At 33.5% G+C, this 24,802-nt stretch carries 21 protein-coding genes, 1 tRNA gene and 1 pseudogene; 17 read left to right on the forward strand and 6 right to left on the reverse strand.

The genetic code is table 11. The annotated features are described in order from the left end of the window. Positions 1 to 225 precede the first annotated feature (225 nt). The 4 genes and pseudogenes from ACFIO5_RS03695 to ttcA all read left to right on the forward strand — a co-directional run bounded on the left by ACFIO5_RS03695 (position 226) and on the right by ttcA (position 3,815). Positions 226 to 1,063: pseudogene (locus ACFIO5_RS03695) on the forward strand (RNA methyltransferase). Then, a complete protein-coding gene (murI, locus tag ACFIO5_RS03700; protein WP_375634652.1) occupies positions 1,056 to 1,883 on the forward strand; it encodes a glutamate racemase in 828 nt (275 codons plus the stop codon). The pseudogene ACFIO5_RS03695 and the gene murI overlap by 8 nt, the downstream one beginning before the upstream one ends. A 170-nt stretch (positions 1,884 to 2,053) precedes the next feature. Continuing rightward, positions 2,054 to 2,671, forward strand: coding sequence for a 30S ribosomal protein S4 (gene rpsD, locus ACFIO5_RS03705; RefSeq protein WP_273722651.1), 618 nt, complete (start codon positions 2,054 to 2,056; stop codon positions 2,669 to 2,671). A gap of 268 nt (positions 2,672 to 2,939) precedes the next feature. Then, positions 2,940 to 3,815, forward strand: a complete 876-nt coding sequence (ttcA, locus tag ACFIO5_RS03710) for a tRNA 2-thiocytidine(32) synthetase TtcA (protein WP_375634106.1) — start codon at positions 2,940 to 2,942, stop codon at positions 3,813 to 3,815. 538 nt (positions 3,816 to 4,353) lie between these two features. On the opposite strand, the gene rimO is transcribed toward ttcA, so the two are convergent. Both rimO and lexA read right to left on the reverse strand, forming a co-directional pair. Beyond that, the gene (gene rimO / locus ACFIO5_RS03715) at positions 4,354 to 5,667 is read right to left on the reverse strand and encodes a 30S ribosomal protein S12 methylthiotransferase RimO (RefSeq protein ID WP_375634653.1); all 1,314 of its coding nucleotides are present in this window, start codon (positions 5,665 to 5,667) and stop codon (positions 4,354 to 4,356) included. Between the two features lie 461 nt (positions 5,668 to 6,128). Next, complete coding sequence (gene lexA / locus ACFIO5_RS03720; RefSeq protein ID WP_375634102.1) at positions 6,129 to 6,833, reverse strand: transcriptional repressor LexA; 705 nt, start codon at positions 6,831 to 6,833, stop codon at positions 6,129 to 6,131. A gap of 1,201 nt (positions 6,834 to 8,034) precedes the next feature. On the opposite strand from lexA, the gene ACFIO5_RS03725 reads away from it, so the two are divergent. The 9 genes from ACFIO5_RS03725 to ACFIO5_RS03765 all read left to right on the forward strand — a co-directional run bounded on the left by ACFIO5_RS03725 (position 8,035) and on the right by ACFIO5_RS03765 (position 17,199). Continuing rightward, positions 8,035 to 8,110, forward strand: a tRNA-Lys gene (locus ACFIO5_RS03725). Positions 8,111 to 8,645: 535 nt separating this feature from the next. Next, a complete protein-coding gene (locus ACFIO5_RS03730) occupies positions 8,646 to 9,545 on the forward strand; it encodes a septal ring lytic transglycosylase RlpA family protein (protein ID WP_375634100.1) in 900 nt (299 codons plus the stop codon). Positions 9,546 to 10,635: 1,090 nt separating this feature from the next. Then, positions 10,636 to 11,799: a D-alanyl-D-alanine carboxypeptidase family protein gene (locus ACFIO5_RS03735; RefSeq protein ID WP_375677215.1), complete on the forward strand. Its 1,164-nt coding sequence runs from the start codon at positions 10,636 to 10,638 to the stop codon at positions 11,797 to 11,799. 28 nt (positions 11,800 to 11,827) lie between these two features. Continuing rightward, positions 11,828 to 12,472 (forward strand): dTMP kinase, encoded by a 645-nt coding sequence (tmk, locus tag ACFIO5_RS03740; RefSeq protein WP_375634099.1) that lies wholly within the window; start codon positions 11,828 to 11,830, stop codon positions 12,470 to 12,472. Next, a complete protein-coding gene (locus tag ACFIO5_RS03745) occupies positions 12,469 to 13,512 on the forward strand; it encodes a DNA polymerase III subunit delta' (protein WP_375636746.1) in 1,044 nt (347 codons plus the stop codon). Before tmk ends, ACFIO5_RS03745 begins: the two co-directional genes overlap by 4 nt. Positions 13,513 to 13,588: 76 nt before the next feature. Then, positions 13,589 to 15,148, forward strand: a complete 1,560-nt coding sequence (gene metG, locus ACFIO5_RS03750) for a methionine--tRNA ligase (protein ID WP_375705102.1) — start codon at positions 13,589 to 13,591, stop codon at positions 15,146 to 15,148. After that, on the forward strand, positions 15,138 to 15,911 hold the full coding sequence (locus ACFIO5_RS03755) for a TatD family hydrolase (RefSeq protein WP_375643107.1): 774 nt from the start codon (positions 15,138 to 15,140) through the stop codon (positions 15,909 to 15,911). Before metG ends, ACFIO5_RS03755 begins: the two co-directional genes overlap by 11 nt. 10 nt (positions 15,912 to 15,921) lie before the next feature. Next, the gene (locus tag ACFIO5_RS03760; RefSeq protein ID WP_375634092.1) at positions 15,922 to 16,731 is read left to right on the forward strand and encodes an MBL fold metallo-hydrolase; all 810 of its coding nucleotides are present in this window, start codon (positions 15,922 to 15,924) and stop codon (positions 16,729 to 16,731) included. Between the two features lie 108 nt (positions 16,732 to 16,839). Then, on the forward strand, positions 16,840 to 17,199 hold the full coding sequence (locus tag ACFIO5_RS03765) for a hypothetical protein (protein ID WP_375634657.1): 360 nt from the start codon (positions 16,840 to 16,842) through the stop codon (positions 17,197 to 17,199). A 258-nt stretch (positions 17,200 to 17,457) separates the two neighbouring features. On the opposite strand, the gene ACFIO5_RS03770 is transcribed toward ACFIO5_RS03765, so the two are convergent. Genes ACFIO5_RS03770 through pcsA form a run of 3 tightly spaced genes read right to left on the reverse strand, consistent with a single transcriptional unit; the run spans position 17,458 to position 19,754 of the window. Further along, a complete protein-coding gene (locus ACFIO5_RS03770) occupies positions 17,458 to 17,871 on the reverse strand; it encodes a DUF6163 family protein (protein ID WP_375634091.1) in 414 nt (137 codons plus the stop codon). Then, positions 17,868 to 18,914, reverse strand: coding sequence for an enoyl-CoA hydratase/isomerase family protein (locus ACFIO5_RS03775; RefSeq protein ID WP_375634658.1), 1,047 nt, complete (start codon positions 18,912 to 18,914; stop codon positions 17,868 to 17,870). Before ACFIO5_RS03775 ends, ACFIO5_RS03770 begins: the two co-directional genes overlap by 4 nt. A gap of 21 nt (positions 18,915 to 18,935) precedes the next feature. Continuing rightward, on the reverse strand, positions 18,936 to 19,754 hold the full coding sequence (pcsA, locus tag ACFIO5_RS03780) for a phosphatidylcholine synthase (RefSeq protein ID WP_375634087.1): 819 nt from the start codon (positions 19,752 to 19,754) through the stop codon (positions 18,936 to 18,938). A 185-nt stretch (positions 19,755 to 19,939) separates the two neighbouring features. On the opposite strand from pcsA, the gene ACFIO5_RS03785 reads away from it, so the two are divergent. From ACFIO5_RS03785 to sodC, 4 genes are all read left to right on the forward strand, one after another. Beyond that, on the forward strand, positions 19,940 to 21,166 hold the full coding sequence (locus tag ACFIO5_RS03785; protein ID WP_375634659.1) for a UbiH/UbiF family hydroxylase: 1,227 nt from the start codon (positions 19,940 to 19,942) through the stop codon (positions 21,164 to 21,166). A 516-nt stretch (positions 21,167 to 21,682) separates the two neighbouring features. Further along, positions 21,683 to 22,027, forward strand: a complete 345-nt coding sequence (locus tag ACFIO5_RS03790; protein ID WP_375611907.1) for a hypothetical protein — start codon at positions 21,683 to 21,685, stop codon at positions 22,025 to 22,027. Further along, complete coding sequence (locus tag ACFIO5_RS03795) at positions 22,005 to 22,328, forward strand: hypothetical protein (RefSeq protein WP_375634660.1); 324 nt, start codon at positions 22,005 to 22,007, stop codon at positions 22,326 to 22,328. The genes ACFIO5_RS03790 and ACFIO5_RS03795 overlap by 23 nt, the downstream gene beginning before the upstream one ends. Before the next feature lie 453 nt (positions 22,329 to 22,781). Next, the gene (sodC, locus tag ACFIO5_RS03800; protein WP_375634661.1) at positions 22,782 to 23,309 is read left to right on the forward strand and encodes a superoxide dismutase [Cu-Zn] SodC; all 528 of its coding nucleotides are present in this window, start codon (positions 22,782 to 22,784) and stop codon (positions 23,307 to 23,309) included. Positions 23,310 to 23,856: 547 nt separating this feature from the next. Here sodC and ACFIO5_RS03805 read toward each other — a convergent pair. After that, positions 23,857 to 24,795, reverse strand: a complete 939-nt coding sequence (locus tag ACFIO5_RS03805; protein WP_375705103.1) for a COG2958 family protein — start codon at positions 24,793 to 24,795, stop codon at positions 23,857 to 23,859. Positions 24,796 to 24,802: the final 7 nt, after the last annotated feature.

The following is a 24,802-nucleotide window of genomic DNA, read 5'->3' on the forward strand; positions in this document are numbered from 1 at the left end:
TAAAATTGATGTAAAAAACGCTACGATATCTTATATAAATTGTTATAAATTCCATCGTTCACTTTAATGGCTTTTAAAATTTATTATTAGGTTTAGAAACTATTATCTTTGAATGAAAAGATAGATTATCTATAATTTATTATTAAACAGCATTAGAGTATTGTGAAAAAGGTTTCGTAAAAACAGTGGAGAGGGAGATAGTTTAAGTGAAACTAGGTAAAATTGATGGCAGGAACGAATAGGAATCGTGAAAATTTAACAAATGGTCCCATTATTATTTTAGTTGAACCGCAGCTTCCTGAAAACATTGGTATGGTCGCAAGGGCAATGGCAAATTTTGGGCTTTCTAAGCTTCGATTAGTCAAACCTCGAGAAATGTTTCCAAATGAAAAAGCTAGAGCTGCTGCAAGTAAAGCTGATCATGTCATTAACAATGCTGTAATTTTTAACACATTGCGTGATTCAATTGCAGATTTACACTATGTTTTTGCCACAACAGCACGTGAAAGATGTGGATTTAAAACTGTAAAAAGTGCTGTCGAAGCAGCAAGCGTATTACGTCAGCGTGAAAGTATCGGACATAAGACCGGGATTGTCTTTGGAAGAGAGAGATGGGGACTAGAAAATGATGAAATCAGCCTTGTTGATGAAATTATTACTTTTCCAGTTAATCCTGCTTTTGCGTCACTTAATATTGCGCAAGCGGTTCTTTTAATGTCTTACGAATGGATGAAAACTGGTTTAGAGAATGTCAGCGATACGGCATTTCGTGCAGCAGAGATGGAACCTGCAAATAAAACAATATTCCATGGTTTTTTATCTCAGTTAGAAGAGGCTTTGAATATCCGTGGGTATTTTAGACCACCAGAACGTAAAGAAGTAATGCTTGCAAATTTGCGCTCTGTTTTTACGCGCGCTAACTTTAGTGAACCTGAGGTTCGTTTATTGCGAGGCATTATATCTTCTTTGGATCATTTTTCGCCACAATATCCACGGGGGAGTAGAGCACCGGAAGAGCGTGATCGTAAAAAAATTAAAAATAAGTGTGAAAACTAATGGATGAACGACCTGTTCTTTTTTTTGATAGCGGTATTGGTGGTTTAACAGTGTTCAGGGAAGCGCGTGTTCTTATCCCTGACATGCAATTTATCTATGTTGCTGATGATGCAGGATTTCCTTATGGAAATTGGAAAGAAAATATTTTGAAAGAGCGTATTTTGAAGATTTTTACAAATCTTTTAACACGTTACAATCCAGCTTTATGTGTGATTGCTTGCAACACTGTTTCTACACTGATGATAGCAGATTTACGACAGAATTTTCCTCATATCCCTTTTGTAGGAACGGTTCCTGCAATTAAATCAGCTGCTGAACAAACAAAATCTGGTTTTATTTCCGTATTAGCGACTCCTGGAACAGTTAAACGTGCTTATACAAATGAATTAATTAACTCTTTTGCTAGACAGTGTCATGTTCAGCTTGTAGGAAGTAAAAAGCTGGCTGGACTTGCTGAAGATTATTTACGGGAAAAATCTATCGATTCAGAAGAGTTAAGAAAAGAAATCCTGCCATGTTTTGTGGAAAAAAATGGACAATATACGGATGTTATTGTTTTAGCCTGCACACATTATCCTTTTTTGATTAATTTCTTTCGTGAACATGCTTTATGGTCCGTTGAGTGGATTGATCCGGCGAAAGCGATCGCCAAACATATCAGATCTTTATTACCATTGTCGGGAAAGATACACCATCAATATATAAAGAAATATCAAGATTTTGCGTTGTTGACATCGAAAAATATCACTTCTTTAACGGAGAATTTGTTTAAAGGATTTGGCTTAAAACTCATGAAAGGAGTTGACTTTGGGTTACGAGACCAATAATGATGATCTAGCTATTTTTTCAAGAAAATAGCATTAATTGACGTGTCCCGTGGATAACTTTGCATATTGATATGTTAAGGTATTCTGTCAGTCTTTAGTATTTAAAGGCAGAGGAGGGCGCGTTTCCTTGGGGTCTTAAGATCTCGTGTTTTATTTTATAAGGAAATGCGATGAGTAAACGCGAAACAACAAAGTATAAAATTGACCGTCGTATGGGAGAAAATATTTGGGGGCGTCCAAAATCTCCTGTCAATCGTCGTGATTATGGTCCAGGTCAGCATGGACAGCGTCGTAAAGGAAAACTTTCTGACTATGGGGTTCAGTTGCGCGCTAAACAGAAATTGAAAGGGTTTTATGGAGATATTTCAGAAAAACAATTTCATAAAACCTATGAAGAGGCAGCTCGTCGACGGGGCGATACTGGCGAAAATCTTATCGGTCTGTTAGAATCACGTTTGGATGCTGTTGTTTATCGTGCAAAATTCGTACCTACGATTTTTGCTTCTCGCCAATTTATCAATCACGGTCATGTTAATGTCAATGGGCGGCGCACAAACATTCAATCTTATCGTTGTAAACCAGGTGATGTTATTGAGGTTCGGGAAAAATCGAAACAACTTGTTTTAGTGTTAGAATCAGTGCAATTGGCAGAACGTGATGTCCCTGATTATATTGAAGCAGATCATAAACAGATGAAAGCAACCTTTACACGTATTCCTGCTTTTGCAGATGTTCCTTATGCTGTGCAAATGGAACCTAATTTGGTTGTTGAATTTTATTCTCGATAATTTTTCTGTAAGAGAAATTATTTCTCTCTTCTATTATGATAACTTCAAAATATTGTGTTATTCTTACAATATTTGAAGTTAATAAGTTCTTTTTGTAAATGGTTCTATATTAAGTTTATTGCTATGTTTTTATAGTCATAAATTTGTATAGTTCCATTTCTTTTTTATGTATCTAATTTATAAATTCAAAAAACATAAATGTAAGCTTGCTTTAATATTTGTTTTTATCTTTGCAAAACGAGCCGTTTATTGTGCAGGATATGGTATTATGAATGATGTTTCAGTTGAATATCAGGCAATAGAAGAAAACAAAGGGAGAGATGATCCTTTAATAAGCGAAGCAGATAATTGTCATCCAATGTTTCGTGTTGCTCCTTCAAGCGTAGAATTTAATAAATTGCGCAAACGACTTTTACGTCATATGCGACAAGCTTTGGATGATTTTTCTATGCTCTCTACAGGGAAAAAATGGCTTGTTGCTTTATCGGGTGGAAAAGACTCTTATGGTTTATTAGCGCTTCTTTTAGACTTAAAGTGGCGAGGTCTTTTATCCGTTGAAATTCTTGCCTGTAATCTTGATCAAGGGCAACCAGGATTTCCTAAGCATATTCTTCCAGATTTTTTAAGTTCTTATAAAATTCCATATCGTATTGAATATCAGGATACTTATTCCATTGTTACAGATAAATTGGCAGAGTCGCAGACATATTGTTCACTTTGTTCTCGATTACGACGTGGTAATCTCTATCGTATTGCACGTGAAGAGGGATGTTCTGCATTAGTTTTAGGTCATCATCGTGATGATGTTTTAGAAACATTTTTTATGAATTTGTTTCATGGTGGTCGATTAGCTGCTATGCCTGGAAAACTTAAAAATGATGAAGGAGATCTTTTTGTGTTACGTCCTCTTGTTTATGCTGCTGAGGAAGATATGGAAAAATTTTCTCAAGAAATGCAATTTCCAATTATTCCTTGTAATCTTTGCGGTAGTCAAGATGGATTACAACGTAATGCAATGAAAGAAATGCTGAAAAATATAGAAAGACAAATGCCAGGACGTAAAGATACGATGATTCGCGCTTTAACAAATGTACGCCCAAGTCATTTGCTTGATAAGAAATTCTTTGATTTTAAAACGTGTTAATAAAAATTAGATATTAAAAAAATAAGTTCAAAGAATTTACGATAAGATACTTATTTATAATGATAATTTATTGTTTTTTAATTTAAATACCGTCAGATTGTTTTGTTTCAAATTCTCTTATATTGCATCTATAAAAAACATCTGCCTGCATATCACAAAGGAAATTCTTGTGTGCATAAAACACTCTTGAAAAAAGTTTCCTTTCACTAACCAATGACTGTCGTAATATGAAAAATGGGAAAATAGTACGGTTGTCGATTTGCTCTTTTGTTAATTAAAAATGGTGAACCTTGTGGATTTTATTCTTTTGCGCCGCTGTCACCGCCATTTAAAGCTCATTTAAGGCATTAAATTAAGAGAATATATAACTGCTTTGTATTTTGGGAGTGTATAGCAAACATTCAGAGCAAGGATTGCTCGTAAATTCTCATGAAGTGAGCTATATAAGTGATCAAGTTCGATTGTGAGTAGCTGATCTTTTTATAAACCGATGCTAATAGAAATCTTCATCATTGAGGACAGGGAAGGAGTTAAATTTTTAAACTGCTATACCATAAAGGTCATAGGCATCCGATTGTTCGATTTTAACGGTGACAAATTCACCAACACGCAGTGGGCGTCGTGATGATATATGGACAACACCATCTATTTCTGGAGCATCGTACTGACTACGTCCTTTGGCAACTTTTCCTTGACTTTCATCGATAAGCACTCGGAGTCTTTTTCCAATTTTTTTCTTTAAAAGATGTGTAGAAATTTGTTGTTGTCTTGCCATAAAACGATGCCAGCGGTTTTCTTTCACCTCTTCAGGAATATTTTCTAATCCCAAATCATTTGCGGCAGCTCCTTTTACTTCTTCATATTTAAAGCACCCCGCGCGTTCAATTTTTGCTTCTTCTAGCCATTCTAGAAGTATATTAAAATCTTCATTCGTTTCACCAGGAAAACCAACGATAAATGTTGATCGCAAAGTAAGATCTGGACATATTTTCCGCCATTTTTCAATTCTACGATTTGTTTTTTCCATAAGTGCGGGACGCTTCATGTGATGCAAAACAGTCGGTGATGCATGCTGAAAAGGTATATCCAGATAAGGAAGAATTTTTTTTGCAGCCATAAGTTCGATAACTTCATCAACATGGGGATAAGGATAAACGTAATGCATACGTACCCAAATACCCATATCGCCTAGTTCACGACAAAGATCAAAGAATTTCGTTTTGATTGTACGATCTTTCCAAGAATTTTCGAGATATTTAAGATCAATACCATAAGCACTCGTATCTTGTGAAATAACCAAAAGTTCTTTTACACCCGCTTGCACGAGTTTTTCAGCTTCACGAAGAACATCGCTGATGGGACGTGAAGTGAGATCACCACGCAAAGTAGGGATGATACAAAAACTACACCGATTAGAGCATCCTTCAGAAATCTTTAAGTAGGCGTAATGGCGAGGTGTTAAACGAATACCTTGGGGAGGAACTAAATCAAGAAAAGGATCATGAACAGGAGGAATTGCTGTATGAACAGCTTCTATAACGCTTTCATAAGCTTGCGGTTTTGTAATAGCCAATACATTAGGATATGTTTGGCGAATAGCATCAGGATCAGCACCAAGACACCCTGTTACAATAACTTTTCCATTTTTTTTAAGAGCTTCATCAATATTGGCTAATGATTCTCTCCTTGCCGAGTCAAGAAAACCACAGGTATTCACAATAACGACATCAGCTCCTTGATGTTGACGTGAAATATCATACCCTTCAGAGCGAAGGCGTGTAATAATTCGCTCAGAATCTACGAGTGCTTTTGGGCATCCGAGGGAGACAAAACTAATACGAGGTGCTACCATAATGATCCTACAATTACTATGAATGATTGAGTTACGCTTTTATTAACTTAAAAATAATGTTCTTTATTTTTATACCTATGCAATACAATCTGTTACAAAGTTATTTGATTTTTTTCTACAAAATTTTATATGTTTTTATGCATGCATACAATTTTGTCTTATTATATCGTAAAATTCCGTCATTGAGGATGATGATATAAGGCTGCTTCCTTCAAAGCATTTAAGTTCTTTTCAAAGTACGTGGTGAATATTTTAAAACTTACTTGTCAAGCCTTGCGTAAGAGAAGGACATGGAGGGGAAGGGGAAAGTGAAACCCGCTCGATAAGGATCTGGATTGTTTATAAACCTAATTGGGGGCATCCTTTGGCTGTGGAGAAGAAGTCAATTGCGTGTGGCACAATAAAAAAATGCTCAACAGTTTCTTACTGCGATATCTATCGCGTACTATAAGGTTTATTTTTTAATATTTTCGAATAAGACCGGTAAGTTTGCCTTGTATTTCTACACGCTCGGATTCGTATGTCCGTACTTCATAATGAGGATTTGCAGCTTCTAATGCAATAGAAGCTCCTTTGCGTCGATAACGTTTTAATGTGGCTTCTTTTTTATCAATAAACGCAACAATAATTTCACCTGTTATTGCTGTATTTTGACGTTTCACAATGATCGTATCTTTATCAAGGATACCAGCCTCCATCATAGAATCATCTTTAACTTCTAATGCGTAGTGCTCACCTGTATTAACCATATCGAGTGGAAGAGAAAGGCTGTTTATTTGTTGCAGTATAGCAGAGGCGGGTACGCTTGCAGAAATACGTCCCATAATAGGAATGGTGATATTTTTTTTTTCTTCTTCATCAAAGGGACTCAAACTTTTTGATATTTCTCTTTTCTTTCTTTCTATCATACTGGGAGAAATTTTACGTGCTAAAGAAAGGTTAAATGTTATTTTTTCAGGGAGTCGAATCACCTCCACAGCACGAGCACGATTGGGCAAGCGACGTATAAAACCTCGTTGTTCTAAGGCTATAATGAGCTTATGAATACCAGACTTTGAAGAAAGTTCTAATGCATTTTTCATTTCTTCAAAAGAAGGAGGAACACCAGTTTCTTTTATATGGTTATGAATAAACAAGAGTAGCTCATATTGTTTACATGTTAACATTCAATATTCCAATCAAAATAATAAAAATTAGTAAAGTAAAAATACATTTATATATAGAACTTTTACAATTTTTATCGCCAAATCAAAATTATTTTCTTTGTTTTTGATCTTATCAATTTAATAAATCAATATTTTTATTTATAGATATATTTAAATTGTTATTTATATACTGTATATATACATTAATATTAAATAATGTATAAATATACTTTATAGTTCTGACTGAATTATCCAATACTAAATTTTGTGACTAGTATTATCCTTTTCTTCTAAAAATATATTTACGTATTTTGTAAATTTTAATATAAAAAAGTTAACTAGAAGGCATTCTATATATTCAGAACACTTAAAATCATTTTGCATACTGCATATTATTTCTGCTTTTTTATTCTTAGTAAAATTATCTACAGCTCTAATAGTGAGCATAATTTATAGTCATTCGGGATATTTTCAATGAGACTAAATTTTGCTTCATATCTACTTTATTCTATAGGATAAATTGGCTTTCGTTATTATTCATTATACATGAACAAAAATCATACTCTCAAAGCCATTGTTGCTCATTGTTCCATTTTCAAGTCTAACGTGTCAACCGCTATATACTATTTTCATGACCCCTAATGTTGCGATAATTTTTGGTTATTAAAAGGAGGCATAAAAGGTATTTTCATTTCTTTTTTATAGTTTTATTCTCTCACTTATATCGGTCAAGAAAATGCTTTTTATTGTTTCAATATAAAAAAGATTTGAAATGAGAAAAACTTACATTATTTGAGACTTTTCACTCAAGTAAAAAATGATAAATTATTATAAATCAATATATTATCTTATAAAGCTGTATTCATATTTGAAAATTGAACACTAAGATATAAAAATAATATTATAATAAAAGGTATTTTTTCTTCTCTACCCATTATGCTCAACAACCCATGTGAGGGGAAGGGGGTATTTCTCATAATTTTAACGCTTCGAATCTATGCAATATTTTGCAGTGAAATTTTTCCTTTATTGAAACTTCAAAAAGAAGATTAAAGAGTACTTATACAATGATGAAGTAAAGGGGCGAAAACGGAAAATTATTGATAACTGAAGAAAATAATAATATTTTTTTTCAAAAGGTGTTGACCAAATGGAAAGTCAACCGTATGTTCCCTTCACTTTCTGCAAACTAGATAGTATGCAAACTAGATAGCTTGTGTGAGAGCGCGTAGCTCAGCTGGTAGAGCAACTGACTTTTAATCAGTAGGTCCAGGGTTCGAATCCCTGCGCGCTCACCAAATTTAAGTAATATCAATAGGCTATAAAAAATTTAAGAATCTTTTTTTGATTCTTTTTGAAGTTTTTATTGATTCTATTTTTATCAGCTGTTTTGGAATAGAGCGATGTTATGCTGTCTCCTTTCCAACAAAAAAGAGCTTTAAGCTTATGGATAGGGTTGTACCTGCGTTGGCAGCACATGTGGTTTCTAATTTTCTCAATCCATAGGTGTTTTTTTTAATATCCACTGCATTACATGATTCGCAAAACAGTTGCTAAAATCACCACTTATTCACACTTATATTATGAAATGAATTTTCTATAAGATGTTGATTTGTTTAACTTTTAATCTTTTTAATATCTACTAGACTACATTTATTTCGTATGAAAACCATAAAAAGATTAACAATACGTTAATTTCTTGGTAAAAGGGGACAATTCAAGAGTGGTATATACGCGAGGGGAATCATTTAAAAACGTAAATTCTTCCGTTGCGTACAAAAGCGTGACGTGGTTTTTACAGTAGTACTTAACAGAAATAAGTGGACTGAATAGATGCCTTCAAATAGAAAAAAGAAAATTACTTTTATGATTAAACCAACACTTCAATTGTTTTCTATGATTGTCATTTCTCAGTCACTGGTATCTTGTTGCGCAAGCCAAACTATGAATTTTTCAATAAAAGATTCCTATCATAATAAACCAATTAACGTAAACACTTCTGTACTACCTCAACAAGTATCCAATAAGAAGAATCAATCAGAAGAAAAAAAGCGTGGACGAGTGATTGTTGGTAAACCTTATCAAATAAAAGGAAAGTGGTATTATCCTCAAAGTGATCCAACTTATAAACGTGTTGGCGAAGCATCTTGGTATGGTTCAGATTTTCATGGACGTTTAACTGCCAATGGTGAAATTTATGACATGAATCTTTTGACTGCTGCTCATCCTACAATGCCTTTACCTAGCTATGCTCGTGTTACTAATTTAAAAAATGGATCTTCAATCGTTGTTAGAGTGAATGATCGCGGACCTTTTATGAAAGACAGAATCATTGATTTATCAAGGCAAGCTGCGACAATACTGGGGTATGTAGATAGGGGGGTCGCAGATGTTAAAGTAGAATATATTGCTGAAGCACCTGTTGGCTATTATGATGCTGCATATTTAATGTCCTCTTATACTCCTGGAAATGCTGCCCCATATTCATTAGCGTCGGAAAATGTTGCGAAAAAAAGAGAAACTGTTTTGTTAAAAGAGCAGCGCAATACAGGGAACAAAAAAGAATTAGCTAAAGCAGCTGCTGTTGAACAAGAACAACGTAATAAAACTGTTGCAGTTAAATTGCCAGAAATTGGTCCTATCATGGTTGATAAGCCGATACCATTCGATCAAGTTGCTTCTATAAATAAGCTAAACAAAAAAACAAAGGTTAATTGGCTACAACTATTTTAAGAAAAAATGCATTGATTTTTTATCTATATAATTTTTTAGTAAAAAAGGTAAGAAATTACGGATTTAGTGTAGGATTTTTATCTTAAAGCGCGTTGTCCTTTTCAAAAAGCGTGGTTGGGTTCTATCATTATAAGTTTAGTACGGACTTTCCACTCCATTGCTGGCCTATTCGTCGTTTTATGATATTGCTTGCTTAATAAAGCGTGTACTTTTCTTGCTGTAATAGCTTTTGCTGGACGAAGGTAGATTATTGTATAAGTCTGTTTTTGTAATCTCTAAAACAACTTGTACAATCGATTTGAGAGGAATAAAAAGCTTAACAAGTAAAAAAATATTTTCTTTTGATTCGTCCTTGTATCTTTCTAAAGTATCTACGGTAATATCTTATGAAAAGATTATGCATTATCTCATGCTTTTGTTTATCATGTTCTTTAATGGAGTAAGTTCCCTCACGAAAAACAGAGCGTCTCAAACAAAATACACTTACATTGCCAATTCATGGACTTATTTAAAAGAGACATACTTTAACACGCTACAAGCCTATTTTACGACAGCGCCTGTGAATGGTATAACTGTTAACGCCTTTAGATATCAGCATCTTTACACTTATGAAGATATAAATCGACACCATCATACACTTTGCAAGTCCCCAATGTTTTGTGCGATAATTCTTAACACTTGAGAGGTTGATAAGAAGTATTTTTACTCTCTTTTTTAATAATTTTTATCCATATACGAACCCTACTTATGACCCGTAAGTAAGCGATTTTTAATGAATTCAATATGAGAAGAGGGGATGAGAGAATCTTACAGTATCTTTGAGTTAGCTTCAATTTTAAAATGATAATTTATCATAACAAATCAAAATACTATCAATAAAAATAGGAAAAAATCTTTTGTCTCTCATACATTTAAAATGTTAAACTGAACCTATATAGAAGATAAAAAACGTGTCATATTATTTTTTCTAAAGCTAAATGAAAATAAAATCTTTTTATGAGTTGTAAATAATTCCTCAATTTTCAGAAATCAAAAAGTTTTTTCCTATATAAGATTCTTTATGTTGATCTTTGGGATGGGAGGAGCAGCTATGTATACAGCATTAAGGATCTTATTGATATTATGGGGAGTATTGGCATTTGATACGTGGGGGAGAGCACAAGATTTTCAAACTCCCGCATACCAATTGTTATTACTCGATGATGATACAGAGACAGTACTCTATGAAAAACAAAGTGCTATTCCTTTTTTTCCTGCTTCATTAGTAAAATTGATGACAGCAGAAGTTGTATTTCATCAATTAAAAAAAGGATTATTAAAAAGTACGCAGAAATTTAAGGTCAGTGAAAATGCTTGGCGCAAGGGTGGAGCACCTTCTGGTACAACCACTATGTTTGCAAAGATAAAAACAGAAATCAGTGTTTCTGATCTGTTGCGTGGTTTAATTATTGTCAATGGAAATGATGCTGCTATTATTCTTGCTGAAGGAATATCAGGACATGAAGATCATTTTGTAAAACTGATGAATCAGCGCGCAAAAATGATTGGATTATCTCAGAGTCATTTTGTTAATGCAACAGGGCTACCCGAAGAGGGACAATTTGTAACTGTGCGTGATATGATTATATTAGCACGTCATATTGTTCAGGAATATCCGGATTATTATGCACTTTATTGTGAGTCTCATTTTACATGGAATAATATTTTTCAACGTAACAAAAACCCTCTTATTTCTAAGGAAATTGGTGTAGAAGGATTTGGTTTTGGTTACAGTGAAAAAGAAGGTTTTTCAATGGTTGCCACTATTTCTAAAAATCATCGACGTCTTTTTTTAGCAATCAATGGTTTGCAAGATGGTAAAAAATATACAAAAGAAATAGAACGCATTCTTCAATGGGGAATGACGGCTTTTGATCTCAAAACGATTTTCAGAAAAGGAGAAATAGTTGGTCGTGCTGCTGTTTATGGTGGTAAGAAAAATTTTGTTCCACTCATTGTTAAAACACCAATAAGTTTTATGCTTTCGAATGAAAAAAAAGTAAATGTTAAAGCAAAAATTAAATATCATGGTCCATTGAAAGCTCCCATCGTTTCTGGGCAATCAGTTGGCGTTATTCAAATTTTAGAAGATAAAAAGGTTCTTCTGGAAAAACCAGTTTTTGCCGGAATGAATGTTTGGGAAGGAAGTTTCTTTGCAAAAGTAAAAAATGCATTCTATGAAATAACAATTGGATGGTTACGGAAATATTTATAGTTACGCGCTAATAAGGTTAAGATCATACGTGTCAGGTTATTTTATTACATTCGAAGGAGGGGACGGGGTAGGGAAAACGGTGCAGATTTCTTTACTTGCTGAGTCTCTCTCTCACCAAGGTTATGATGTTGTCACAACACGAGAACCAGGAGGAACGCCAGGAGCAGAAGCAATCCGGCATATTTTGTTGTCGGGGCAGGCGCGACAGTATGGACCGTTGATTGAAGCTGTTTTGTTTACAGCTGCACGTGTCGACCATGTTACTGAGGTTATCGCACCTTCTTTGCAAAAAGGTAAAATCGTTTTATGTGACCGCTTTATTGATTCTACACGCGTTTATCAAGGACTCAATAATAGAGTCAGTTCTTCTTTTCTTTCTGTTTTAGAGTGTATTGCGCTCAATGGTATTTTGCCTCATTTAACATTTTTATTAGATATGCCAGCAATGTGTGGTATGAAGCGTGCAAATTTGCGAAGAAAAAAAACAGAAGAAATTGATTATTTTGAAAAAGATCAGTTGGAAATTCAAGAACAAAGGCGTCAGGCTTTTCTTCAATTGGCCAAACAAGAACCCCATAGATTTCGAGTCATTGATGCCACTGGCTCAGTAGAAGCTATTGCTCATCAAATAAAAAATATTTGTCATCAGGTATTGTTGGATCAGCTTTCATGAGTAATTTAAATACCTTACGCCAATATGATGATATTGATACAATTTTATCACCATCCCAGAACAATGTTATCTTTGGTCATGAGGATGTGCGTCATTTTTTGACACAAATGCTTAAAGAAGAGCGTTTGCATCATGCATTATTATTTGAAGGAGAATATGGGATTGGAAAGGCTACATTAGCCTTTCATCTTGCTTGGAACATTTTAAGTTTTCAACAGAGTGCTTTCTTGAAACCCGATCCTTATTCTACCCCATGGCGCCAAATTACACAAGGAAGTCACCCTGGTCTTTTGTATATTTCACGTCGATTTGATGTGAAAACGCAAAAGTTTAAAACAGGAATACTCGTTGATGATATCCGTGATATTATGCATTTTTTAAGCCGAACATCACAAGATAATGGATGGCGTATTGTTATTATTGATTCTGCAGATGATATGAATAGAAATGCAGCGAATGCAATTCTCAAAATACTTGAAGAACCACCTACAAAAACGTTATTTGTTATTATCGCACATTCTTCAGGAAAATTGCTTCCAACAATCCATTCACGGTGTCAAAAAATTTCTTTTCGTCCGTTGAATAACGATGAAATGAAAAAAGTTATTACACATATTTTCGCCCATCAGGATTTACCTGATGAAAAAACAATTGAAATGATTATTAAAAAATCTAAAGGAAGCCCTCGAAAAGCCGCTTTACTTATTTGCCATGGCGGTCTTGAAATTATTAAAACAATTGATGTTTTCCTAGAGAAACCTGTTTGTAACGCAACAATTGTACATACTCTTGCACAAACATTTTCATCTGCTTACTCTACATTTCAATTTCAACAATTTTGTGATGAAATTCTTAATAAAATTCAAAAAAAAGCTATCATGCTCGTTGAAAAGGGAGACTTATTTCTCTCAAAAAAATATGCGGAAAAATGGCAGGAGATTCATCAAGAAATAGAGGAAATACAACTGTTTAATCTCGATAAAAAGCAGTTTGTTATTAACTTACTTTTTAAAGTTCATAAGATCATTCATGAGAATTAGTTTTTCCGTGACAATGCGATGAACAAACGTTATGTCATAATATCTTCTATTTATAGCGTTTTACAACGAGTATGACATGCGTGACACATATTACATAACAACTCCCATTTTTTATCCTAATGGTGCTCCACATATTGGACATGCTTATAGTGCCATTGCAAGCGATGTTTTAGCCCGCTTTCAACGGTTAAACGGAAAAAATGTATTTTTTCTTTCTGGTACAGATGAGCATGGTCTCAAGATGCAACAAACCGCAGCAGCATTAGGCATATCACCTCAGCAACTTGCAGATCGTAATAGTGCGGTGTTTCAAAAAATGCTTGCAGTATTAAATTGTTCTAACGATGATTTTATCCGTACGACAGAAGAACGCCATTATCAAGCTTGTCAAGAAATTTGGAAAAAGATGGAAGCAAATGGCGATATTTATCTCGGTCATTATACGGGGTGGTATTCGATTCGCCAAGAAGCCTATTATGAAGAAAAAGATACGGAAATTGGAGCAGACAACATCCGTCGTGAGAAGGAATTAGGCTCTCCAGTTGAATGGAATGAAGAAGAAAGTTATTTTTTTAGACTTTCTCATTATGAAAAAGCTCTTCTTGAATATTATGAAAAACATCCTGATTTTATTGCTCCATTTGAGCGGCGTAATGAAATTATAAGTTTTATCAAATCAGGTTTAAAAGATATCTCTATTTCACGCGCAAGTTTTAACTGGGGAATTGCTGTTCCTGAGAATCCAAAGCACGTGATGTATGTCTGGGTTGATGCGCTTACAAATTATCTATCAGCAATAGGTTTTTTCAATGAAAATTCAAAAAAACGTGATTTTTGGCCTGCAAATACGCATATTATTGGTAAGGATATTATTCGTTTTCATGCAGTCTATTGGCCGGCATTTTTAATGTCTGCTGGAATTGAATTGCCTAAAAGTATTTTTGCACATGGTTTTTTACTTAATCGTGGTGCAAAAATGTCAAAATCTATTGGAAATGTCGTTGATCCTTTTGAAATGGTTGATCACTATGGTCTTGATCAGGTCCGTTATTTCCTTCTCCGTGAAGTGCCATTCGGACAAGATGGTAGTTATAGTCATGAAAGCCTTGTGAACCGTATTAATGCTGATCTTGCTAACGATCTTGGTAATTTAGCACAGCGCTGTTTGTCTATGATTGCCAAAAATTGTAATGCACAAGTCCCGAAACCAGCTTCATTTTTAGCTCAAGATAAACAGCTTTTAGAACAATCTCTTCAAGTACTTGAAACTGTACACCAAGCTATGTGTTCTTATAGTATGCATTTAGCACTTTCAGCTATTTTTTCAATTGTAGCAGATGCCAATCGTTATTTTGCCAACGAACAACCTTGGAGTTTACGTAAAAATGATCGAGAGCGATTTTCTACAGTTCTTTATATAACTGTAGAAATCTTGCGGAGAATAGGAATTATGCTTTTGCCTTTCATCCCCCAATCAGCTGCGAAACTTCTTGATAGCCTTGCGGTTGCTGAAGATGATCGGTTATTGTATCATATAAGTCATTCAAAAATTCAAGAAGGGCTTAATCTTCCACCACCAGAACCAATTTTTCCTCGTTATATCTTGAAGAAAGAAGACACTCATCATGTTGATTGATACACATTGTCATCTTGATTTTGAAGACTTTTCACAAGATTTGGATAATGTTATCCAACGGGCTTTAGATGCTGACGTTAAACGTATGATAACAATTTCAACCCATGTTCATAAGTTAGATAAACTGTTAGCCATTGCGCAAAGCTATGATCAAGTCTTTTGTTCCGTTGGAACACACCCCAATCACGCGCATGAAGAACAAAATATTACAGCGGAAAAGCTTATACAGCTCTCGAATCACCCTAAAATTGTTGCGTTTGGGGAAGGGGGCCTTGATTATCATTATGATTACTCTACACCAGAAGAGCAAAAGAAAGTTTTTCAAGAACATATCATTGCTTCTCGAGAAACACAGATTCCTCTTGTTATACATTCACGCAATGCCGATATCGATATGGAGAAAATATTACGTGAACAGATAAAAGAAGGAGCTTTTCCCTTTATCCTTCATTGTTATTCGTCTGGAATGCAACTTGCTCGTGCTGGAATTGAACTTGGTGGTTATATTTCTTTTTCGGGTATTCTTACTTTTAAAAACGCACTTGAAATCCGTGAAATAGCAAAAATTGTGCCCCATGAGCATTTGTTAGTGGAAACAGATGCTCCATTCTTAGCACCTAATCCCCATCGGGGCAAAACAAATGAACCATCTTTTGTATGTTATACAGCAGCTGTTTTGGCTGAAACAATTGGCTTAAGCATTGAAGAAATAGCTCAAATAACAACGCGTAATGCTTTTCGTTTATTTAGCAAAATGAAATAAGGCAAAAGATATGTGTGATCAATACCGATTTACAATATTAGGTTGTGGTCCTTCTCCAGGAGTGCCAAGACCTAATGGTGATTGGGGAACATGTGATCCGAATAACCCTAAAAATAAACGCTACAGAAGTTCTTTATTAGTTGAACGTATTAAACCTTCTGGAGACAAAACAACGATCGTTATTGATACAGGTCCAGATTTTCGCTCACAAATGATCGATGCGCGTGTAAGCCATCTTGATGCTGCTCTTTACACGCATTCTCATGCAGACCATATCCACGGTATTGATGATTTACGCAGCTATGCACTTGCACAAAAACGTTTAATAGATATCTATGCCGACAGATTTACACTAGAGCATCTCAAAAGTGCTTTTGGATATTGTTTTCAAACTCTAAAAGATTCATCTTATTCTCCCATTTTAAAAGAACATCTTATCAATGAAGATAGCCAATTTATTATTCAGGGGCAGGGCGGAGAAATAAGTGTCAATACACATTTACAACACCACGGAAACATTCATTCCTTAGGTTTTCGGATTGGGAATGTTGCCTATTGTACGGATGTTAGTAAATTTCCTGAAAAAACTTTATCCAAATTAATGGATTTAGATGTTCTCATCATTGAAGCTCTTCAATTTAAATCCCATCCGAGTCATTTTTCTGTTGATCAAGCATTACAGTGGATAGAATATTTAAAGCCAAAACAAGCAATACTCACACATATGGACAGATCGCTGGATTACAATAAGGTAATAAATTACGTTCCATCCTATGTAAAACCTGCATATCAAGGTCTTACTTTTGAAACAGATGCGTAAGCTTATTATGCGCAATATTTTAAGTTAAATAAAACACTTTTAAATTTATCCTTTATTTTATTTCATTTTTGACATATTTAGTGTTTTTATGTCAAAAATGAGGCTTTTATGTATAAGAATTTTAAGCGGGGTGTATGTATTGTGGTTTTAGCGGTTTCCTTGACAGCATGTGGGGGGCGTTTAGAAAAAAATATTGCAACGACAACATTACATGACGGATCAATGAGTTGTGCCGATATTCAACGGGAGTTTTTTGCTAATAAACGTCAGATTAATGATACAATTACAGAGCGTTCTAAAGCAAGAAATAAAAACGTGGCTTTAGCAGCGGTAAGTGTTGTATTTGTACCTGCTTTGTTTTTTATGGATACTAAATCCAGTGAAAGTAATGAAATTTCGGCTTTAAATAATCGTAATGCTGTTTTAAGTGATCTTGCACGTATGAAGCGTTGTAAAATAGTACAGTAATTTTTCTTAATTTTTGGTCTTTAAGGTATATACCTTAAAGACCAAATTTTATTTTAAAAGTAAATTGTATGATATAAATATTATGATGATGTTTTAAAGTAGGGTTTTCTGTATCATATTATCGCATAATATATATTATGGAACTTTATGAGGAAGTATAACTAGCATCAGCGTTTTGAGGAACGAAGCTTTAAAATGAGCTACTTAAGTTAACTAAGATCGAAAATCGAGCCTGTTATTCTGGCTCGAAAATTTTAATCACAATGTTTTTTTATTTTTTACTCTTTTAAAAAAAATAATTACAATTTGTAGTACTATAAAAGCTAAAAACAATATTCCATGAAATAATGGTACAAATGGCTGATAAATAAAATCGGAATAATATATTGTTATTGCTTCAATCAACGCTGCAATACACCACACAATGATACCCCATAGTGAATACATCCAAAGTCCAACTAAGGCAATAGGATAGAGAATAGCCAATATAGCTGATGTAAATTGCCACTGCCAAGGCATAAGATCAAAACGCCATAGAATACCTGGAAAAACACCAACAAGGCGTATCCAATAACAAATACCTAGAACTAAGCAAATAAGTGCCAAAAAACGTAAGTAACAGTTATAGATTAAATTGATTTTTGAAATCTGTTTGTGAGAATTATTTTTCACAATAATAACTCTTGTTCAACAGGTTGGAAGTAAGAATCTACCATTTCATCTGTCACATTTGAAAGTTTATCTGGTTGCCATTGAGGTCTTTTATCCTTATCGATTAACATAGCACGTATACCTTCATAAAAATCATGTGAATGAAGCATATGATACGCTATGCGGTTTTCAATTTTCATACAATCTTCCAACGTTTGAGATGAATTTTGTTTCATTTGTTTCCAGATAACTTTTAAACTTGTCGGAGAACGTGACTGCAAAATATCATAACATTCTTTAGCAAATAAAACATCTTCATTGCTTTTTTTATGTAGCAACTCAAGACATTCTTCTAAGGTATGGGCACTAAAACAAGTGTTAATAATACAACGTATTTCATGACTTGTTTCATAGTCTTTTGTAATTGCTCGCTCGTTTAAAGCTAAAGTAGGATCTCCTTGCTCAATAACAGCTTTTCTAATCATATCGAATTCAGTTTCAGCAACGGCGTGTGTTGCTAATCCTAAATTTAAGCAATCTCCCCACTTTATACATGCGCCCGTTAATGCAAGATAGATACCAAAATGATTGGGAAGAGATGGTAAGAAAAAACTTGCACCTACATCTGGAAAAAATCCAATCGCACCTTCTGGCATAGCAAAAACTGTATTTTCTGTAACAATTCGATGCGAGCCATAGAGAGAAATACCTACCCCACCTCCCATCCAAATACCGTTTAAGAAAGAAATGTAGGGCTTTGAAAAATGTTTGATATAAGCATTTAAACTATATTCATTCCTAAAGTATTGACAAGAAGCAGTACTTTTCCCCATATGATAGATTTCTACAACATCTCCACCAGCACAAAAAGCACGCCCCTCCCCTTCAATTAAGACACAAAAAACATTATCATCTATTTCCCATGTTCTGAGAGCTTTTTTTAAAGCTGAAACCATTCGTTGATTAAGAGCGTTTAATGCTGAAGGACGTGTGAGCTTTATAATACCAGCACGCCCTTCTTTCGTAAAAGAAATATCATCATCTGCTCCAAAATTAATTTGCATCTCACACCCTTCTTAAAACAATTATTTCATTGTTTTTTTTATACTTTTTTCCCCAAGTTTAGGAAATGTTTGCATGATTGCGCCAATACAATATATATAAATTCCTGTTACCGAAATTCCTATTTTAACCCAATAGGGAGCCTCTAGTTGATAAAAGAAGGCAGAAACACCAAAAAAACACCATAAGAGAAAAATGGGAAAATTAATTCTACGTAAACGAAGGACTCTTACTGGATGAATAAAATAAATTGGCAAAAAAGATATAATCGCCGATAAAACAATAATGATAAAAGTAATCCACTCTCCTGGTCTGACGACAAAAAGCGTAAAAATCATCATATTCCAAACAACAGGAAATCCTTTAAAAAAGTTTTCTTTGGTTTTCATACTAGTATCTGCATAATAAATAGCAGATGAAATAACAATAATTGCACTCAATGAAAATGATAACCCTACCCCCATGAAACCACTTTGATAGAGTGCAAAGGCAGGAATTAAGACATAAGTCACGTAATCAATAATATTATCTAACAGCTCTCCAGACCATGTTGGAAGAACGTATTTAACATCAAGTTTGCGTGCAATTGGTCCATCTATACCATCAACGAGAAGAGCAAGCCCAAGCCAACAGAACATAGCTGTCCATTCTTTTTGAGAGGCTGATATAAGAGAAAGAAACGCTAAAAATGATCCCGAAGCTGTCAGTAAATGAACGGAAAAGGCCTTTGCTTGTGGCATTGTTACTTTTTTATGGCGTAATAATTTAGCATTTGTTTTGATTTTCTTTGTTAATTTACGTTTCAAGGTTTTCTTATCCTCGTTTTTAAAGTCTTCAACCATCTATCAATACGCCATTTTTTAACGATGATATAACTCAGCATTTAAAAAAATCATAAAAAGGTTACTTTTTTATATCGCATTATTTATTACATACTATAATAATAGAAGAGCTTCATATAATAAAAAGAGAGAGATCATTTGGAAATGTTAAAATATTTTCTCAATGAATAAAGGTTCAAATCGTTGTGATATTTGAAAAGGAAGAGCATAAAGATATTGCTGTTATTGGTGCAGGTCCTGTCGGAATGTTAGCCGCGCTGAGTCTTGCACAGAAGGGGTTTTCTGTTTTTCTTGTTGGGCCCCCTGCTCATACAGATGAGTTACGGACAACGGCTCTTATGATGCCCGCAATACGCACGCTTCAAAAACTCAATATTTGGGATAATCTTCAAAAACATGCAGCTGCTTTATCGTCCATGAGAATTATAGATATAACTTCTAGAATTGTGCATGCTCCTACGGTGCATTTTTCTTCTACTGAAATTGGCGAAAAAGCTTTTGGCTATAATATACCTAATGTAAAATTGAACAGTGCTTTAGTCGACGCTGTTACACATACGCCCAATATTATAAGATTTGTTTCTGCTGCCAAATCTGTTCATCACACAAAAAACCATGTATGCATTACTCTTGCTGATCATAGAATTATTCAAGCACCACTTGTTGTTGCAGCTGATGGACGTCACTCTCTTACACGTGCCGCAGCAGGGATAAGTGTGAAACAGTGGAATTATCCACAAAAAGCACTTGTTCTCAACTTTTCTCATGAGTTTTCTCATCAAAATACATCAACTGAATTTCATACAGAACACGGTCCATTTACACAGGTTCCACTACCAGGACGAAGATCTAGTCTTGTATGGGTTGTTCATCCTTCCCGCGCTGAGGAATTATTAAATATAGAACCAAAAACAATTGCAAAAATGATCGAAAACCAAATGCAATCAATGCTTGGAAAGCTAAGCTTAGAAACATCAATTCAAGCATGGCCGATTTTCGGACTTCTTTCTCATCATTTTGCTGCTAATCGAACAATTTTAGTGGGTGAAGCCGCTCATGTTTTTCCCCCTATTGGAGCACAGGGATTGAATTTAGGATTCCGTGATGTCCAAACTTTAATTGATATTTTACCCAATAAAATATCCAATTCTAACTCTGAAATGATTGTTGCACATTATAACAAATGCCGCAAACCAGATATATTAATCCGAAGTGGAGCTGTTCATACACTGAACTCTGCCCTACTTTCTCATATGTTGCCTGTTCATATCATACGAAGCATTGGGCTTGGTTTGTTGCATAGTTTCCCACCATTACGTAATTTATTTATGCGCGAAGGAATGTATCCCGGTTATGGATTTAAGGAAATTATGCAAATATTTCCAACAAAAACATCAAAACAGCTCTACTAAGCAATAATGGATAATAACGTAAAATAATAAATAATAAATTGCATTTTGCAATCATATCTATTACTGATATAAAAAATATTTTTGTTCTTTATAAGAAGTAACAAATTATATTAAAATAATTAATTATATTTATTTGATTTATTTATAATAATAACATGTTATAATTAATATAACTGTAAATTATTTTTTATTAAAAATTATTATATATATTTAGTATGTTGATATGAAATAAGAGAAAACTGAATTATATACTACAAATTAAATTATAAAGATATCTTGCTAAATCATAGCTGTTAAATTTAGCACTATAAAGAAAATGAAAAATAATACCGTTTTGAAAAAGTTATTTTATAAAATTAATTTTAATAAGAAAATAAATAAAAAAAACGGTTTTATTTAATCAATATATTTTCAAAAATTTTTATTGTTAAGTATAATATTAAAAATAAAATCATCTTTGGAACCTGTTAGTAACACAGAGGTTAATGAAGTGTTGTTTCAACAAATGGTAACAAGATGACACTAAATAATTTTTTGAAATTAAGTACTTTTTTTATAATGATTGCATGTGTCTCGTTGATAGTCACGACTTCAATAAGTGAAGTTTTTCACCTTCCTTATTGTCAAACCTTTACCTATAGCTCTACTCAAAAGGTCACTAAAATAGGTCAGAACTCATTTACTGCCTCACAAGTTAAAAATTGTCTTATGCAAAATGGTTTTGAGAATATTAAACGATTGCGCTTAGATGACAATGGTATCTGGCGTGCTTTAGTAAAATTTAAAAAGTCCCATTTTTTCGTATCCGTTGACTATTCAGGAACAGTTAGCATTCAAAATGAAAGAAAAGAATATGATTGATTTAAAAACTTACAGCAACGTTTCTTTTCACAGCTGTAAGAAAAAAAAATTAAAAAAGTACTGCCATTCTATTAAAGAATTTGCTTTCATTGGCGGTTTAAATGGTAGCATATCAGGAGCTATCGCGGCAATTCTTGCAGCTTATGGTTATATTGCTCTTCCTGGATTTGGTCCAGTTATCGCAATGGGTATAGGAGTAGCACTTTCTTCCGGAATAATAATAGGAGCACTGATAGGATCAGGAATGGGAGGGAGTGTCGGTATATGCTGTATTTTATTGGGAAATTTATATGAATCATAATAATTTTTTCTCTTATAAATTACATAATGCATAGAAATTTCTCGTCATTTTTTCTATGAAAAACAATTAAATCATCAACAAATTATATGTTCTTTTTTTGATGAAACGATTATCATATTATAAATGAAATAACATCTAACTTACTAAAATTCCTTATTTAATTTCTTATTATACCTCAAAAAGTAGATTTTTTAAAAACATCTCTTGAAGAAATGTAAGTGAGATATAATTATCCATCCATAAAAGCTGTATTTTTTATAGATCAAAAAATAAAATTTATGTTCAGAAATATATATAAACATACTTTAATTTATTTGCTCTTTATAAAAACTAATATTTCTATGTAAATTATTTTTCTTAAAGTTCAATTTAAGACACTTATATAACATATAATTAGTATAGATTATTATTTATAGATAATAATCTATTTAAAGATAAGTATAAAGGTACTTCATGAAAAAAATATTATTATCATTATTGTTTTTTATGGCATTTTTAATTCATAAAAATTCTGCATTAGCACTATCAAAACAAGTAAATATTTATAAATTAGAAGATAACAATTCCAAAAAGGCTATTGGTAGCATTAAAATTGAAGAAACCACATACGGTTTGATTTTCATCCCTAATTTATCTACTTTATCAGAAGGAATGCATGGTTTTCATGTACATGTAAATCCTTTATGTGATACAAAAGATGGTATAATTGGTGGAAGCGCAGGTGGACATTATGATCCGGAACATACCGGAAAACATTTAGGACCTTATAATGTCAATGGTCATCTTGGTGATTTACCAGCACTTTATGTTGATAAGCAGGGATATGCCATAATGAGCGTTCTTGCTCCACGATTAAAAAAAATCTCTGAAATTAAAGGGCGCTCTTTAGTCATTCATTTAGGGGCTGATAATCAATCAGATAAACCATTACCGCTTGGCGGAGGTGGAGCACGTTTAGCGTGCGGTATTATTGAAAAATAAAGAGAGTATTGTGGCAGACTGCGACAGTACACACTCCCTTTACCATAAGGTGTGAGAGAAATTTATTTTTTTAATCTATTTCAAGAAATTGAGTAAACTATGTGAATATTTTATAAAATTAATGTTTTTTTGAATGTTTACTTCGGATAACAAAAAGCTTAATAATCATCAAAATGAACAGTAATGGAAATTAAAGAAATAGTAGTGTAAATTCTCCGTAAGAAGACTTCAATATGAGGAAGTAATATTTTCCATGCTTGATGTAAACAAAGCAAAAAAGTCGAATTTCACCCTCTATAATAGCAAATTTATAATAAATTATAATCATTAAGTCTAGTATCTAATGGAATCACGCTCAATGCACAAAATAGAACAGGACTAAAACAGAATTTTTACTCTTCCCCTACTCAACCCTACTCATGAGGTACGTGAGAAAAATTTTAATTGATACAATATCAATATAATAAGTCAAACAAAATAGTTAGAGTAATTTTTCATCACTCTGAAAAAAGGCTTTTAAACAATAGAGTCTTTTTAAAAATACCCCTTATAGATACATATGATCCCAATCTAGTGGACGTATCTCACCAGTTTGATAAAATTGACGAATGAGCTTAATATAATCAAGAAAATCTTTGTTTTCCTCCACTAATCTATTAGCAGTATCCCAATCAATATCACTACGTTCTTTGGCAGGAATTAAGATCTCACTCTCGGAAGAGTTTTCCTTATTAAGTCTTATAAATCCAATTCCATGCAAACTTGAAAGCATCCGAAGCTCTTTTAATGTATCAACTCCTTCAATTTCACTAGCAACTAAATAACTCAAATTAGCCCATGAAGAATTACTAACTGTTTGAAAAAATGCTTTTCGTAAATTTGAACGATTGATGAGAATTTTTACTTCAAAAGACCAAAGCTTTGTCTTTTTATCAAAATATTGCAAAACACAGTCTTTGATTTCACGATTCCATTCCTTGCTTAAATCTTGCATCCCTACGAGATCTGGATAAAGCCATTTATTTCCGCCTGCACCATGTTTATTACGAGAACATTTCTCATTAATGCGTTTGCTATAAACTGCAAGTTCTGACCATAAAAATTTAGATAATAACGGATAAAGATCATGCTCTTTAACAGAGCCATCTTCTGTTCTACTCTTTGCTTTGTCCTCTATTGCATCAATTTCAGCACTATCTGTTTGTTTAGTAAAATAATATTGTCGCGGTCGTCCTTCAGTGGTTTTAATTTCTGGATAACGCTTTTGTAATTGAGGGCGCTGCGATCCTATTTCAGCAACAATTTGCTGAATAAGAGCTGCATCACTATTAAGGGGATTGATTATCGCCGTTGAATGCTTTTGTTTTTGACGGCATTTTTCTGGGTAATTTTCAAATATCCATTGAGCAATTTCTCGAGCTGTAAACTTTTTTGTCGGGTTTTTCTTTAAAAAATTAAAAACAGTGTTTGTTAAATTTAAAGTCATATGAAAA

The sequence above is a fragment of the Bartonella sp. AA86SXKL genome (assembly GCF_042196885.1).

Bases quoted from the DNA above. Each gene is read 5' to 3' on its own strand.
- murI (WP_375634652.1), top strand. From the start codon at position 1,056: ATGGATGAACGACCTGTTCTTTTTTTTGATAGCGGTATTGGTGGTTTA.
- rpsD (WP_273722651.1), top strand. From the start codon at position 2,054: ATGAGTAAACGCGAAACAACAAAGTATAAAATTGACCGTCGTATGGGA.
- ttcA (WP_375634106.1), top strand. From the start codon at position 2,940: ATGAATGATGTTTCAGTTGAATATCAGGCAATAGAAGAAAACAAAGGG.
- rimO (WP_375634653.1), bottom strand. From the start codon at position 5,667: ATGGTAGCACCTCGTATTAGTTTTGTCTCCCTCGGATGCCCAAAAGCA.
- lexA (WP_375634102.1), bottom strand. From the start codon at position 6,833: ATGTTAACATGTAAACAATATGAGCTACTCTTGTTTATTCATAACCAT.
- ACFIO5_RS03730 (WP_375634100.1), top strand. From the start codon at position 8,646: ATGCCTTCAAATAGAAAAAAGAAAATTACTTTTATGATTAAACCAACA.
- ACFIO5_RS03735 (WP_375677215.1), top strand. From the start codon at position 10,636: ATGTATACAGCATTAAGGATCTTATTGATATTATGGGGAGTATTGGCA.
- ACFIO5_RS03745 (WP_375636746.1), top strand. From the start codon at position 12,469: ATGAGTAATTTAAATACCTTACGCCAATATGATGATATTGATACAATT.
- metG (WP_375705102.1), top strand. From the start codon at position 13,589: ATGCGTGACACATATTACATAACAACTCCCATTTTTTATCCTAATGGT.
- ACFIO5_RS03755 (WP_375643107.1), top strand. From the start codon at position 15,138: ATGTTGATTGATACACATTGTCATCTTGATTTTGAAGACTTTTCACAA.
- ACFIO5_RS03760 (WP_375634092.1), top strand. From the start codon at position 15,922: ATGTGTGATCAATACCGATTTACAATATTAGGTTGTGGTCCTTCTCCA.
- ACFIO5_RS03765 (WP_375634657.1), top strand. From the start codon at position 16,840: ATGTATAAGAATTTTAAGCGGGGTGTATGTATTGTGGTTTTAGCGGTT.
- ACFIO5_RS03775 (WP_375634658.1), bottom strand. From the start codon at position 18,914: ATGCAAATTAATTTTGGAGCAGATGATGATATTTCTTTTACGAAAGAA.
- pcsA (WP_375634087.1), bottom strand. From the start codon at position 19,754: ATGGTTGAAGACTTTAAAAACGAGGATAAGAAAACCTTGAAACGTAAA.
- ACFIO5_RS03790 (WP_375611907.1), top strand. From the start codon at position 21,683: ATGACACTAAATAATTTTTTGAAATTAAGTACTTTTTTTATAATGATT.
- ACFIO5_RS03795 (WP_375634660.1), top strand. From the start codon at position 22,005: ATGAAAGAAAAGAATATGATTGATTTAAAAACTTACAGCAACGTTTCT.
- sodC (WP_375634661.1), top strand. From the start codon at position 22,782: ATGAAAAAAATATTATTATCATTATTGTTTTTTATGGCATTTTTAATT.
- ACFIO5_RS03805 (WP_375705103.1), bottom strand. From the start codon at position 24,795: ATGACTTTAAATTTAACAAACACTGTTTTTAATTTTTTAAAGAAAAAC.